The following is a 14,493-nucleotide window of genomic DNA, read 5'->3' as shown; positions in this document are numbered from 1 at the left end:
AAAATCTTTATATCATGAAAAAATTAGTTGTATTTTTTCTGTCACTTTCGTTTTGTTTTACTTTTAGTCAAGAAGTCGATTCTCTCAAAACTAAAGAACTTAAAGAGGTTTTGGTAGTAGGAACAAAAGCAGCGTTACACGTAAAGCAAACTAAAACACTCGCTACTTTAGACGAGTTTCTGCAAAGATCCACCAAAGTAGATTTAATCAAAAGAGGTGCTTATGCTTGGGAACCCATCATCAATGGAATGGCAACCGAACGAACCGTTGTTACCATCGACGGAATGCGAATCTTTGGCGCTTGTACCGATAAAATGGATCCTGTAACTTCTTATGTTGAAGTTTCTAATTTATCTGAAGCTACCATTTCTTCTGGGCAACAAGGTAGTTGTCATGGAAGTACGATTGGTGGTTCCATCGATTTAAAAAGAAACCAACGCCAATTTACTAATACCGGTTGGGAATTCTTCGTCAACTCAGGTTATGAAACGAATAATCGTCAGAAAATCATTGGTTCGGCCATTAATTATGCCGATAGTTTGTTATATGTGGATACCGATGTGATGTTTCGCGATGCTGAAAATTACAAAGCAGGAAAAGATAAAGAAATTCAGTTTTCACAATTCAGAAAATTGAATTTATCGACTACTTTTGGCTATCTATTGGCGTCTAATAAAAACATTGAAGCTTCAGTAATTTTTGATAGAGCAACTGATGTTGGTTATCCCGTATTACCAATGGATGTTTCGTTGGCGGAAGCTTTGATTACTTCAGTAAAATTCAATTACAAGCCTAATTTGGAGCAAATCGATAATTGGGAAACTAAATTGTATTTCAATACGATTACGCACACTATGGACGACACCAAACGTCCTGATGTTCCTATTCACATGGACATGCCAGGTTGGAGCGACACTTATGGTTTTTATTCTAAAGTGAATGGGAAATACAAAAAGCATCAATTTTTAGTCAATTTGAATTCGTTTTACAATCGTTCCGTTGCCGAAATGACGATGTATCCATCTGATCCAAACGAAAACTTAATGTTTATGTTCACTTGGCCTGATGTTCGTACGTTGTATGCAGGAATTTATTTGGAAGATAATTTTGAAATTAATTGTCATTCTAATTTGAAATTCACTACGAATTTAGGATTTCATAATAATAATGTTGCGAGTGATTTCGGCTTGCAAAGTTTACAGATTTTCTATCCAGAAATGCAAGCTTCAAAATCTCGATTCCTAAAAAGTTTTTCCACTAATTATTTCTACAACAAAGACGGAATTTCGTATGGATTCGGAATGGGTTATGGCGAACGCGCTCCATCAGTTTCAGAAGGATATGGTTTTTATTTATTCAACAGCTTTGACGGATTTGATTACATCGGAAACCCAAATTTAAAAAACGAAAAATCGGTAGAAGGAAATGCCAATATTGGATACAAAAATGCGAAATGGCAAACCAAAATATCAGCATCGTATTTTCACATTTACGATTTTATTATCGGAATTCCTGATGCTTCGGTAGCGCCTATGACTATTGATGCTAATGGAATAAAAGTCTATACCGCTTTAGATTATGCGGCTATTTTATCTTCTGATTTTACTGTAAGTTATCAATTATCAGATTTCTGGATTTGGAAAGGACAATTCGTTTATAATTTAGGAAAAGACAATGAAAACAACGGTTTACCTTTTATGAGTCCGTTTAATTACATGACTTCTTTAGGCTTTAGACCTGGAAAATTCAGTTCGGAATTACAACTAAAAGGAAATGCCACACAAACTGAGTACAACGCTTTTTATGGTGAAGATAAAACACCCGATTATGCAATTGTGAATGCTAATTTTGGTTATAAATTCACTTTTGAGAAATTAAAAATGATACTAAATACAGGTGTTGAAAACATCTTCGATGCCAGTTATACTACTTACACTGATTGGAATAATCTACCAAGAATGGGACGAAATGTATTTGTTAATTTGATGTTTCAGTTTTAAATACTACAAATTAGAAGAATTGGTTTTATAACGATTTCAAGAAAGTTTCTCCTGATTTAATTCCCAAAGCTAATTCTTCTAAATTCGTAGTTTCTAGCATTCGCGCTAATTCATCACGAATACTTTTGAATTTATCATGCACCGGACAAGGATGCGTTTCAGAACATTGCGATAAACCTAATCCGCAACCATGAAAAACCGCGTCGCCATCAATAGCATCAACGATTTCAACTAAGAAAGTCTTTTTAATTCTCTTTTTCGGAATATAAAATCCACCATTTACGCCTTTAACCGATTCGATAATTCCTGCTTTTACAAGTATTTGTAAAATTTTAGCTGTAAACGCTTGTGGCGAATCGATTTCTTTGGCGATATCAACAAAACCTACCTTTTTTTCTTCTAAGGAATGTTTGGCAATAAATATGGTGGCTTTTATAGCATAATTGCATGATTTTGAAAACATAGGCAATGATAAATTTGAAAGAATTAAAGGCCAAATATACAATGGAATTATGATATTTCACCTGATTTTTATCATCGTATTTTTAGGATAAATTTATTCTTCAATCTTTAATTCATTTTTCTTCCAAGATTGAATCAAAAGATATATGAAAAAACTCGCCATACTGAACATTAAAATCGTTCCCAAAATGACGAAAAGTAAAACCCAATTTCCACTGGAACTACTCATTTTGCTGAAGCTTTCCGAAGTCAATCCAGCTTGCCAAATCGCGCGTTGAACGCCCATTCCAATTAAGGAAATTAGAAAAAGTAATAAGGTAACTTGTACAATCCAAAATGCAATGCTGCCATACAATCGCCATTTTGCAGAGTTGAAAGTTGGTTTAATGAAGTAGAAAACACCTGCTAAAATTATCATGGTATTAATCCCAATGGTCGTTCCCATCGCATGCGCCACCGTGATATGCGTTCCGTGCGTATATAAGTTGATGGCTGGAATCGACATGAATAGTGCGAGTGTTAAGTTTATTGTTACCCAATAATCAGATGCCATTAAAAAGCGATAAGGGAAAAAGTAGTAAAACTGTTTATTTTCTTTGATTTGTTGGCTCCATTTGTAAAAAATACGAATCAAAATAATCCATTCGGTCATGCTCACTGCATAGGCAATGTAATGAATGTATTTTTCGGTTGGAAGCAAGTAAATATGGTGTCCCCAATTGAACATCAAATTAAACATTCCCAGAAAATACATGGCAAATGATAGTTTTTGATAGGACGATTTTTCATCGCCACTAATTTTTTCCATCAAGTAAAAAGCAACACCATAAATAATTTGATTGATAGCTCCCACGAGCGAACCATTTACTTTCCACTGAATCGTCATATCAGCAATGAAATGTTCTCTGAAATAAGGGAATATCCACAAATAATTTTCGATAAAAGTGAAAATAAAGAAGATAATTCCAGTAAGCCACATCCAATAATAAACAGGCCATTTCATAGAAAATCCAACCTGATGCAGATAGAAAACTAAAAAAACAATAAAGGAAACAAAGATTGGTAAAGCCCAAACGGGATTGAATTCCCAATATTCTCTTCCTCCAAAATCACCTGTAAAATAGCTGTAGAAAATTCCAATTAAAGCAATTACCCAAAGTGAAAAATGCAAGTATTGTAAAAAAGTACCAAAACGTGTGGTTTTCATTTTTGCAATAATCAAAGTCAGAAAACCCAATCCAGCAGTTATAATCCCCAAATAAGCGCTACTTACATGAAGCGGACGTAGCGATAAAAATCCCATAACACCCAATTTTGGTTGGGTAATGCGATAACTTTCGGAAGCTAAATGTCCAAAAAACAAGCCTAAAACAAACAACACAAGGGCTATTCTGATGAGCCAAATTCCAAAATTCTTCATTTCTTTTCTAAACTAAAAGTTCCTATTATTTCAGGTTGGTAATCTTGTGGATTTGATGTTCCGGTTGCATCTACATTTTTCAAAAAGTGTAAAAGCGCTTTCATTTCGTCATCCGAAATTTTAAAAGCAGGCATTTGTTTTACTCCCGATTTTATTATGCCTTTGATATACGCTTCATTGTTAGCAGTTCTAGAATACACATTGGTTAAATCCGGACCCAAATAACCGCCTAAGCCATACAATTGATGACACGTATGGCAGTTGTATTTTTGCCAAACCAATCGACCTTCAGCTACCAAATGAAGTTCTTTTTCAGAATAGGGAGTTGGGCTAAAAAGCGGAATGGCATAAATCCAAATGCTAAACGCTAGAAAGCAAACGAATAGCACTAAAAAAATGCGTTTTGGATGGGCAAATAGATTCAGCATTACGAAATAGTTTTTTCTTTTTTAACCGATTTTACGCGGTATCTTTTGGGTAAACAATCTTTTAAAATAATTTCTGCAGTTTGAATCAAATTATAAGTTTCACATAAAAACGGATGCGAATCATAATTTTTGAACTTCATTTTGAAGCGTTTGCTCATCTCGGTGACCATTTCATATACTTTTTCAGTATTTTTTCCCGAAGTGTACAAAGCATCGTATTTCATAAAATGTTGCAGTTGGTTTTTGAATTGCAAAATTTGGTCGTGATGAATGTTTTTATAACGAATGGGCGTAATTTCAGACTTATTCAATTTAATCGCATCTATTGATGAAATCAGGTAATTTGCTAAGTCATGCGCATAAACAATCGCTTCTAATAATGAATTCGAAGCCAATCGATTGGCACCATGAAGTCCGGTGTGCGAACATTCTCCAATGGCGAACAATTGTTTGATAGAAGTAGTTCCCGTTTCATCCACGACAATTCCGCCACATTGATAATGCGCTGCAGGAGTTATCGGAATTAAATCTTTGGAAACATCAATTCCATTTTCAAAGCAATAGTTGTAAACCTTTGGAAATTTCGTTTTAAACGTTTCTAACGGTAAGTGTCTTATGTCGAGCCAAACGTGTTTAGAATGTTCTTTCTTCATTTCGTCAGAAATGGCTTTCGAAACAATATCTCGAGTTGCTAATTCACCATCAGGATGATATTCGAAAACAAAACGCTCCATTTTATGATTTAAAATATGAGCTCCAAATCCTCGAATCGCTTCGGTAATTAAGAACGCCTGACTTTTATTAGGTTCGTAAAGTGCTGTGGGATGAAATTGAATATGTTTCATTTTTTCCAATTTAGCACCCGCTCGATATGCCATCGCCACACCATCTCCAGTAGAAACAAATGGATTAGAAGTAACGCTAAACACTTGTCCCGATCCACCTGTTGCTAAAACAGTTGCTTTTGCTACGATGGAAGTCACTTCACTTTTTTCATCAAATCCAATGATTCCGATGCATTTTTGATTATCTAGCAAAACATCTGTGGCAAAAAAAGAAGTTCTTATGGTAACATTCGCCAAATTTTGAACGACTTGAATCAACTTGGTTTCAATTTCTAATCCTGTTTTGTCTTTGTGGTGTACAATACGATTTTGAGAATGGCCGCCTTCTAATCCTAAATCCAATTCGCCTGAATTATTCTTATCTAATTCCACGCCCCATTGAATCAATTCTTGCAATCGGACAGGAGCTTCTGTAATCACGTGTTCAACTACTTTTTTATCGCAAATACCTTTTCCTGCAAGTAATGTGTCTTGAATATGTTGTTGGTAACTGTCTTTGATAAAGTCGTGTACTACGGCAATTCCGCCTTGAGCGTAATAGGTATTGCACTCGTCAATGGAAGTTTTACTAAGTAAGGTAATTTGTAGGTTTGGATTTTGTTCACTGAGATATTTCGCTAGGGATAATCCTGCTAATCCTGTGCCTACTATTAATATATCTGTTTCTAAATTTTGCATGATGTTTTAGTTTAGAGCTAACATTCTTTGAATAGGAATTAAAGCTTTTTCGATGATTTCGTTGCCCAAAAGCACTTCTGGACTTTCATCTTGTAAACATTGATAGAGTTTCTCTAAGGTGTTGACTTTCATAAACGCACACTCACTGCACGCACACGTATTGTCTTCTTTTGAAGGCGCTGGAATTAATGTTTTGGTTGGATTATCCAATTGCATTTGGTGTAAAATTCCCGCTTCTGTGGCTACGATAAAAGTGTCGTTTGTGATGTTTTTCACATGATTCAACATGCCTGATGTCGAACCAATGTAGTGTGCTACTTTTAAAATATGCGTTTCCGATTCAGGATGAGCAATGATGGTAGCGGTTGGATGTTTTTTATATAAGTCGATTAATTTTTCTAAAGAGAATGCTTCGTGAACAATGCAAGAACCTTCCCATAAAACCATGTCTCTTCCAGTTTCAGCAATTAAATATTTACCTAAATTTTTATCAGGAGCAAACACAATGGGTTGGTCTTCTGGAATGGAAGCAATCACTTTTTTAGCATTAGAAGAAGTGCAAACAATGTCAGTTAATGTTTTTATTTCTGCAGTGCAATTAATGTAAGTTACAACGGTATGATTTGGATATTTTTCTAAAAAAGTTTTGAATTCTTTGGGTGGACATCCATCGGCAAGCGAACAACCTGCTTTTACATCAGGAACGATTACTTTTTTATTAGGATTGACAATTTTAGCGGTTTCTGCCATGAAATACACTCCTGCAAAAACAATAATATCAGCATCCACTTGTGATGCTTTTCGAGACAATTCCAAGCTATCACCTACAAAATCCGCTATTTCTTGAATGCCTTCTTCTTGATAATAATGGGCGAGAATAACTGCATTTTTTTCTTTCTTTAGAGCAAGAATTTTTTCTTTTAAATCCGTAATTGTTTTCATTAAAGGATGTTTTTATCTTCTATATAAATAAATTTTTTAAAGCTTAAGGAAAGTCTCTCCAGTATTGAATTCACTTATCAAATCCAAAAGGGAAGTCTCTCTAAGAGTTTTCTTCAAATTTTCACGTAATGGTTTATATTTATGATGAAATGGACAAGGTTGTTTGTCGGAACAATCGTGAAGTCCTAAACTGCATCGGTCAAATAAGTCATTTCCGTCGATAGCTTTTACCAGCTGGTCTAATTTTATTTGTTTCAATTGTGCTTTTTCAATTTCAAATCCACCACCATTTCCTTTAATCGATTTTATGATGTCGGCTTTTACTAAACGCTGTAATATTTTAGCTGTAAAAGGTTCTGGCGATTCAATTTTTCTAGCAATATCCCGAATACCACAACGTTTGCCTGCAGACGATTCTGAGGCAATGTAAATTGTAGCTCGTATGGCATATTCACAGGTTTTCGAAAACATATTTAAAATTTACACAAAGTTAGGCATTTTAAATCATCGAATTATGATTTTAGTCATATTCTGATGAATATCCTTTTCCGAAATAGATTGCGAATCGGGGAGTGGTGCAATGGTGTTTTGATAGTTTCTAAAGTTTTGAATGAAATAGGTTTTATCGTAACCTAATTCTACTAAAACGTTTTGCATCGAAGCAATATCTTCAGGATTTAGTAAAGAAGAATGATATGTAGTACGAATTTCAAACGGAATAGAACTATTCTGAAGTAATTCAAAGCAAGAAATGAATTGTGAATAAAAATCCGATTTTGTAATAGCAAAAAATTTCTCTTTGGGACCTTTAAAATCCAAAGCTACATAATCAATAAGCTTTTCTTTAATTAGTTTTTCAAGTACTTTAGGCTGACTTCCATTGGTATCCACTTTAATTAAAAAACCTAAATTTTTGACTAATTTGATGATGGGTATAATGTCTTTATGAATCAAACATTCTCCACCACTAAACACAACAGCATCTAACAGATTTCTTCTGGTTTTTAAAAACGAAAAGATTTCGGAAAAGTAAAACAGGCCTTTCCCGAAAACTATTTCTGGATTGTAACAATAATCACATTTCATATTACACCCTGCAAACCATAAGATACAAGCCGATTTATCAGGATAATCTAATAGGGTGAAGGGTGTAAAACTATGAATGGCTTTTTTGTTTAGAAAATCAAGATTTACATTCTCTAAAATGGGTACGTTGTTTGTGTTCACCTTTTTTTCCAATATTAAAACTTTCTACGGGTCTGTGATAGCCCATTACTCGTGTGTAGACTAAACATTTGGTTCTTTTTTCATTGTGTTGAAGCAATGCTTCAGTGGTTTGTGTTTGCATAAGATGTTGTTTTTAAGGTTGCTAATAATTCTTCATCACATTTAGGACAATATTCGTGTTCGCCATTTAAATAGCCGTGTTTCGGACAAACGCTAAAAACAGGAGTCACAGTGATGTAAGGTAATTTGAAATTGGTAATTACTTTTTTAACGAAATTGCGACACGCTTCTATCGAACTCAGTTTTTCATTCATGTACAAGTGTAAAACAGTTCCGCCAGTGTACTGACATTGTAAATTGTCTTGCAACAACAAAGCTTCAAACGGATCTTCGGTATAATCTACTGGCAATTGTGAACTATTGGTATAGTAAATATTTTCACCTTCTCCTGCTTGAATGATGTTGGCATAACGTTTCTTGTCTTCCTTAGCAAAACGATAGGTTGTACCTTCTGCTGGAGTAGCTTCTAAGTTGTATAAATTACCTGTTGCTTCTTGATAAGCTCTCATTTTGGTTCGGATGTGTTCCAAAATTTCAGTTGCGAATACCATTCCGTAATCAGAAACAATGTCTTCTTTTCCATCGGTGAAGTTTTGAATCATTTCATTAATACCGTTCACGCCAATCGTGGAGAAGTGATTTCTGAAATGTGGCAAATAACGCTTGGTATAAGGGAATAATCCTCTATCATACATTTCCTGAATGAAAACGCGTTTTTTCTCTAAAGTTGCTTTCGAAATTTCTAACAAACGATCTAAATCGGAATATAATTTGGCTTTATTGCCTTTGTTTAGATAACCTAATCTTGCCATATTGATAGTAACCACACCAATACTTCCCGTCATTTCAGCACTCCCGAATAAACCGTTGCCTCTTTTTAATAATTCACGTAAATCGAGTTGTAAACGGCAGCACATGCTTCGTACGGCATTGGGTTTGTAGGCGTTTGGATTTTCAATTTTATTGCCGTTTTCATCATACATATATTGACTACCAATGAAATTCTGGAAATAAGACGAACCAATTTTAGCTGTATTTTCGAAAAGAATATCTGTGTTTTCTCCGTACCAATCAAATTCTTCGGTAATATTAACCGTTGGAATAGGGAAGGTGAAGGGTTGTCCATGCGCATCGCCTTCAGTCATAACGGTATAATACGCTTTATTGATGAGATTCATTTCTTTTTGAAAATGTTCGTAACGCATTTCAATTACATCTGAAACGCCTCTTTCTTGTGCTCTTTGTATAAAGTCATCATTGTTAATTCCCTTGAATAGATGTTGTTCGTTTCGTGTTGGAATTTGCTCTTTTAAATCGTCTGGAACTACCCAATCCAAAGTAATATTCGTAAACGGCGATTGTCCCCATCGTGCTGGAACATTCAAATTGTAAACGAAACTTCGAATCGCTTTTAAAACATCTTCATACGCTAAATTATCTTTGAAAACATAAGGAGCCAAATACGTGTCAAAAGAACTAAAAGCCTGAGCGCCTGCCCATTCGCTTTGTAAAATCCCAAGGAAATTTGCCATTTGTCCTAAAGCTTCTCTAAAATGATTTGGTGGTCTGCTTTCCACTCTGCCACGAACACCGTTAAAACCTTCATTTAATAAAACACGTAAACTCCAACCCGCACAATAACCTGTTAAGCAATCTAAGTCGTGAATGTGAATATCGCCATTTCGGTGCGCATAGCCTTCTTCTTTCGAATAGACTTTGTCTAACCAATAATTTGCAATGATTTTTCCAGCGACATTATTCACTAAACCTGCGTTGGAATACGAAGTATTAGCGTTAGCATTGATGCGCCAATCGGTTTGGTTGGTGTATTCTTCTATGGTTTGGGTGCTGTCAACATAAGTGGTGTCATCATTCAAGCCTAATACGTGTTCGCGTTGAAGTTTTCGTGTATGACGAAACAACATGAAAGAACGCATTACTTCATAATGTCCATATTCGTAAAGTGTTTTTTCAATTTTATCTTGAATATCTTCAACTGCCCAAGTGTCTTGATGTGACATCAATTGGAACACGGTTTCAATAACTTTTAGGTTTAAAGTTTCGCTTACACTGGCAAAAGCTTTTGTAATGGCTTCTTCTATTTTGAAAGGTTCAAAGGGTAAATACGTGCCATTTCGTTTGATTACAAATTTGTCCATATTGCAGAATTTTATTGTGGTATGGAGCAAATTTAGATATTAAAAAGACTTTTAAGTCTTGTTTGAATAAATAGTAATCAACAATTTAATTGTAATTATTGTTAATAAGTTGTTTTGTAAATAATTATTTTTAATCCACTCATAATTGTAAACGAATATATTTTGCTATTTAAAAAAAAAGATGAAGTAAATTGATTTTATAAATGATCAAAATATAGTTAGTTTAGTTATTGGTTGTCTGTTGATTTGGCTCAATAATTAATTTTTGGGAATATTTCTTTTTATTAATATGGTTTACGGTTTTCCGTAAAATTTATAAAACCCCTTTATTTACTTTAGCTCCCGAGGGTACCCCCGTAAAAATACCTGGTTTGAAAATCAGGTATTTTTACGGGTTGTATAGTACCTTTTTTTTAGTTATGTTTGGAAGTAAGTTTTTTATGACAATGGTTAATCAGAATCCAGAACAAATTGCTAGACATAAAATAGATAAGCAGTTGCTTGCTAGCGATAGTGTGATACATAAAAGTGTATCAACTTAGCGTATAGAGTACCAAAAATATTCAGCAGATTAAAAGCCATTTTGATGATTTATAAAAAATAACACACAACAATAGTTGAGCATATCTAACTAAAAACAGCTAGCTATGTTCAATTAAATAGCAAAAAAACTGAGCATATAAATAAGTTGCTGTAATATTAGAATTGACGACGACAAAATGAGAAATAATAATTTAAATAACAAAAGTGGAATTATTTAATGAAATCAATGAAATAATTTTATTTCAAACTTGGCTAGGAGCTTTATGCACACATTTATTATCATTATATAGTGATGATTTTAATGGCACAATTCCTTTTATAAAGAAGTTAATACCAAATAAATCAGAAGCATTCTATTTTAGAATTGATTTTGTCATATTACCTGTAATCGGTGCATTATTAGCATATGTTTTATTAGAACCTTCATCTCTAAAATCTTCAATTTTTGCTGGAATAAGTTGGAGTGGAACATTAATTGCAATATTGAGAAAAAATAATAACCAATTTGAAGCTTCCGAAAATGAATAATATAAATTACATATACATTATACCATTAATAGCTACATTATTAGTTGCTATTTACATATTTATTACTGCTAAAAATACAACTCATAATAAAAAGTCTAAATACCTAAATATAATATTAGTGATTTCTATACTATCAAGTGCATTACTTGTGAATTTTTATTACGATAAAGAATTTGAAAAGCAAAGTACAATGCTACGGGAAATATTAAATACTAATCTTAACTTAAACTTAAAGACAGATTTAGATAGTTTAGATGTAAACAAATTAGAATCTCTAAAATCTAATTCTCATACTTTAATTGATAGTATCTATTTGCAGAATATAGAATTAGAAAAGCTAAAAAAAGAAATTGAAAATCTTGAAAAAATTATCGGAGAAAAAGAAGAATTAAAAAATGACATTAACAAAAAAATAAAAATAAATAATTTTGAAATAGGCGAAATAAAAAGCTATAATCAAAAATTAGACGAAAAAATTCTTTACAAAAGAAAAGGTTACATGTCTTCAGGACAATCATCTAATTTTATTTTTGAATGTCCAAAAGATTATGAATCAGATATTTTAGAACTTAAACTAAAGTTTATTGATGAAAGTTTAGTTGACAAAATAGAATACATAACTATCTCCTTTTCAGAAAAAACAGGAGAAAGGAATTATGTAAGTATTAGTAATGAAGTCTTTAAACCTCAAAAAGATGTTAATGCTTTCAAAGTAAAGAATCATTTCAAAAATAATAAAGGAAAAAAAATAGATTTAGAAGTTGGATATACTCTTAAATCAGAAGCAAACAAAGAATATCCAGAATTTGAAAGAATTGTTTGTAAAAATTATTAAATACTACAGCTAACACACGTTTTGCGAGATTGCGAATTTTGTGGTAAATTCATGTTTACATTTCGTAAGAAATTTATAATTTAATATAAATAATCAGTTCCGAAGCTCGTAACCTCGCCAAGCGCCGGAATGTTATCTACAATTTTAAAAAAATGAGTACTGAAAAAGAAAAAATAAATCTGAAAATATTTTCAATTGATAAAACTCATATCGATTTAAGAGGTAAATCTTTTGAATCTATTGTAGAAATAATTACTAAAAATCATAAGATAAGTTTAAAAGCTCAAAATAAAGATTTAGATAGCTCAAAAAAATTAGTTGATTATAAAGAAGATAAATTCAATTTTTATTCTTATAACTTTAATAGAGAAAAAGAAAACTACTATTGGATTAATTTTTTACCAAAAGAACTTACATCCAAACACAATTTCAATGTAACAGAATTTTCTTATGTTCTTTTTATAGAATATAATAAAAAAATCTATTGTATTATAGGAGGTTCAGGTGCTTCTGTAATCAGAAAATATATAGATTCTAACTTTGGTATTGATTTTTATCAACATTTCGCAAAACCAAAAGAAGATCTTTTGATAGACCTATCTATGCGTTCAATTTCAGGAAATATATCTCAGAAAAAAAATACTTATAACAAAAATCAAACTGTATCGGAGTCTTTTAATTATTCAGAAATTCCTCAAAAACTAAAGATTTATGCTAGAGATGAAGTAAAAAATGTAATATTAAAAAACTTCATTAAAGGTGAAAAAAATCCAATATTAGAGATAGGAAATTATTTTAGCGTTCGTAAAAAAATCAATTATACATTTTTAAAACAACTAATAATTGATATTGATCTTATTACAAGTAATAAAGATACATATCACGAGTTAACATTATTTAAAAGAATTAAAGAAATCGATTTAATTGATGAGTTAGAAGCAGAGTTATTAAAACTTGTGATTGATGATGTATTATCTTTAAATACGGGATATTCACATAAATTAGTAGGCTCTGATATTATTGAATTGGTTCATCCAACCCAATTAGAAAAGTATTATGAATGTAATTCATTTGAAATAAAATTTCCCAGACAAAACAAAACTCATAAAACTTACAGTAGAACTGATTTATATTTTGAATCAATAAAATTTATTTTTGAAAATTGTGAAGATACTTATTCAAAATTTGAAATAGAACAAAGAGTTAAAAAGCTAAAAATTGATGGTTATAATTTGAATGAATTATTAACTTTCGAAACATTTATGATGCATTTAACATGTGAAATTCCTTACAAAGGAAAAAAATTCTTCAAAATTGACAAAAATTGGTATTTGCTTACAGATAAATATCTAGAACAAATTACAAACGATGCTGTTCAATATTATACCGACTTAAAACTCACTAAAAGATTGCTTAATCCATGGAAAGAAGGCGATGATGAAGACACTTATAATAAATCACATGAAAATTTAAATGATTATTACATTTTTGACAAAAAGTATGTGCAAAATATTGAACTATGTGACATTTTAGCAATCGTAGATAACAAAATTTATTTCATTCATGTAAAAAACCATTTTTTCACTTCAATGAGAGATTTATATGTTCAGGTAGTATTATCAGCTAAAAGATTATGGAATGATCTCAAAAACAATGAAAAAATTTCATATTTAGAAGATACTTTTGAATACTATAATAATTCAAAAGGGATTAAAAATAAAATAAATACAACAGGCATTATTGAGAAAATAAAAAATAATGAGCTTAAAATTCACTTTATTATGGCATATAATAATACATCTTATAAAGGGAAAAATGCCATAGATAAAATTAAAGCTTCGTCATCAAATATTGCTAAATATTCTTTATTACAATCTGCTAAAGAGATGAAGGAATTCGTAAATTTTGAATATAGTATGATTGACATTTCAGAATTGAATGAAAAACTATAGATAACAGCGGTTTGCTTCAATGGCTACTTCCTGATTTTCAATTAGAAAATCAGCTGCTGAATGAAATGTTTTGTTATGTTTTTATTTGCAGAAGAAATTATAGAAAACATAGAAGTAGGTTTGGAGAGTTTCAGAGCGATAATTGCGACTTTGAAAGGTTAATGACCTATGAGTTATAAAGAAAAACTAGTATCTCCTTAGTATGATACTAGTTTTTTTATATTTTTTGTCTATTTGAAAATACACTTAATTATATTAAAACGAATTAATACTTTTTAAAGTGTATTAATTTTGGTTTTTACTACTTTGTTTTTTTTACATTATTTTCTACTACTATTACTACTATTACTTTGGATTCTACTTTTTATTACGATTGATAGAAATTATTATTTTTTTTACTATTAAATAAAAGTT

Annotated in this window: 13 protein-coding genes; 4 read left to right on the top strand and 9 right to left on the bottom strand. The window is 31.7% G+C overall.

The genetic code is table 11. From position 1 onward, the window contains the following. The first annotated feature begins 14 nt into the window (after positions 1-14). On the top strand, positions 15-2,000 hold the full coding sequence (locus VK164_RS11960) for a TonB-dependent receptor plug domain-containing protein (protein ID WP_324209574.1): 1,986 nt from the start codon (positions 15-17) through the stop codon (positions 1,998-2,000). A 25-nt stretch (positions 2,001-2,025) separates the two neighbouring features. Here VK164_RS11960 and VK164_RS11955 read toward each other — a convergent pair whose 3' ends face one another. From VK164_RS11955 to VK164_RS11915, 9 genes are all read right to left on the bottom strand, one after another. Continuing rightward, on the bottom strand, positions 2,026-2,463 hold the full coding sequence (locus VK164_RS11955; RefSeq protein ID WP_324209573.1) for an Rrf2 family transcriptional regulator: 438 nt from the start codon (positions 2,461-2,463) through the stop codon (positions 2,026-2,028). 93 nt (positions 2,464-2,556) lie between these two features. After that, a complete protein-coding gene (locus VK164_RS11950) occupies positions 2,557-3,882 on the bottom strand; it encodes a cbb3-type cytochrome c oxidase subunit I (RefSeq protein WP_324209572.1) in 1,326 nt (441 codons plus the stop codon). Beyond that, positions 3,879-4,310 (bottom strand): cytochrome c, encoded by a 432-nt coding sequence (locus VK164_RS11945; RefSeq protein WP_324209571.1) that lies wholly within the window; start codon positions 4,308-4,310, stop codon positions 3,879-3,881. The genes VK164_RS11950 and VK164_RS11945 overlap by 4 nt, the downstream gene beginning before the upstream one ends. After that, on the bottom strand, positions 4,310-5,833 hold the full coding sequence (gene nadB, locus VK164_RS11940; RefSeq protein WP_324209570.1) for an L-aspartate oxidase: 1,524 nt from the start codon (positions 5,831-5,833) through the stop codon (positions 4,310-4,312). Before nadB ends, VK164_RS11945 begins: the two co-directional genes overlap by 1 nt. A 6-nt stretch (positions 5,834-5,839) precedes the next feature. Next, positions 5,840-6,775, bottom strand: coding sequence for a quinolinate synthase NadA (nadA, locus tag VK164_RS11935; RefSeq protein WP_324209569.1), 936 nt, complete (start codon positions 6,773-6,775; stop codon positions 5,840-5,842). Between the two features lie 36 nt (positions 6,776-6,811). After that, positions 6,812-7,246 (bottom strand): RrF2 family transcriptional regulator, encoded by a 435-nt coding sequence (locus VK164_RS11930; RefSeq protein ID WP_264549169.1) that lies wholly within the window; start codon positions 7,244-7,246, stop codon positions 6,812-6,814. Positions 7,247-7,279: 33 nt separating this feature from the next. After that, positions 7,280-8,002: an anaerobic ribonucleoside-triphosphate reductase activating protein gene (locus tag VK164_RS11925; RefSeq protein ID WP_324209568.1), complete on the bottom strand. Its 723-nt coding sequence runs from the start codon at positions 8,000-8,002 to the stop codon at positions 7,280-7,282. Then, positions 7,959-8,123 carry an anaerobic ribonucleoside-triphosphate reductase gene (nrdD, locus tag VK164_RS11920; protein ID WP_111567273.1) on the bottom strand — a complete coding sequence of 55 codons (165 nt, stop codon included), beginning with the start codon at positions 8,121-8,123 and terminating at the stop codon, positions 7,959-7,961. Before nrdD ends, VK164_RS11925 begins: the two co-directional genes overlap by 44 nt. Then, complete coding sequence (locus VK164_RS11915) at positions 8,104-10,221, bottom strand: ribonucleoside triphosphate reductase (protein WP_324209567.1); 2,118 nt, start codon at positions 10,219-10,221, stop codon at positions 8,104-8,106. Before VK164_RS11915 ends, nrdD begins: the two co-directional genes overlap by 20 nt. A 747-nt stretch (positions 10,222-10,968) precedes the next feature. On the opposite strand from VK164_RS11915, the gene VK164_RS11910 reads away from it, so the two are divergent. The 3 genes from VK164_RS11910 (at position 10,969) to VK164_RS11900 (ending at position 14,079) form a co-directional block, all read left to right on the top strand. Continuing rightward, a complete protein-coding gene (locus VK164_RS11910; RefSeq protein ID WP_111565928.1) occupies positions 10,969-11,292 on the top strand; it encodes a hypothetical protein in 324 nt (107 codons plus the stop codon). Further along, positions 11,285-12,127 carry a hypothetical protein gene (locus tag VK164_RS11905; protein WP_324209566.1) on the top strand — a complete coding sequence of 281 codons (843 nt, stop codon included), beginning with the start codon at positions 11,285-11,287 and terminating at the stop codon, positions 12,125-12,127. Before VK164_RS11910 ends, VK164_RS11905 begins: the two co-directional genes overlap by 8 nt. Before the next feature lie 152 nt (positions 12,128-12,279). After that, on the top strand, positions 12,280-14,079 hold the full coding sequence (locus tag VK164_RS11900; RefSeq protein ID WP_324209565.1) for a DUF6119 family protein: 1,800 nt from the start codon (positions 12,280-12,282) through the stop codon (positions 14,077-14,079). Positions 14,080-14,493: the final 414 nt, after the last annotated feature.

The organism is Flavobacterium sp., from assembly GCF_035299005.1.
Classification (GTDB): Bacteria; Bacteroidota; Bacteroidia; order Flavobacteriales; family Flavobacteriaceae; genus Flavobacterium.
The sequence above is the reverse complement of the archived record's forward strand: the minus strand, read 5'-3'. Positions and strand labels throughout refer to the sequence as shown.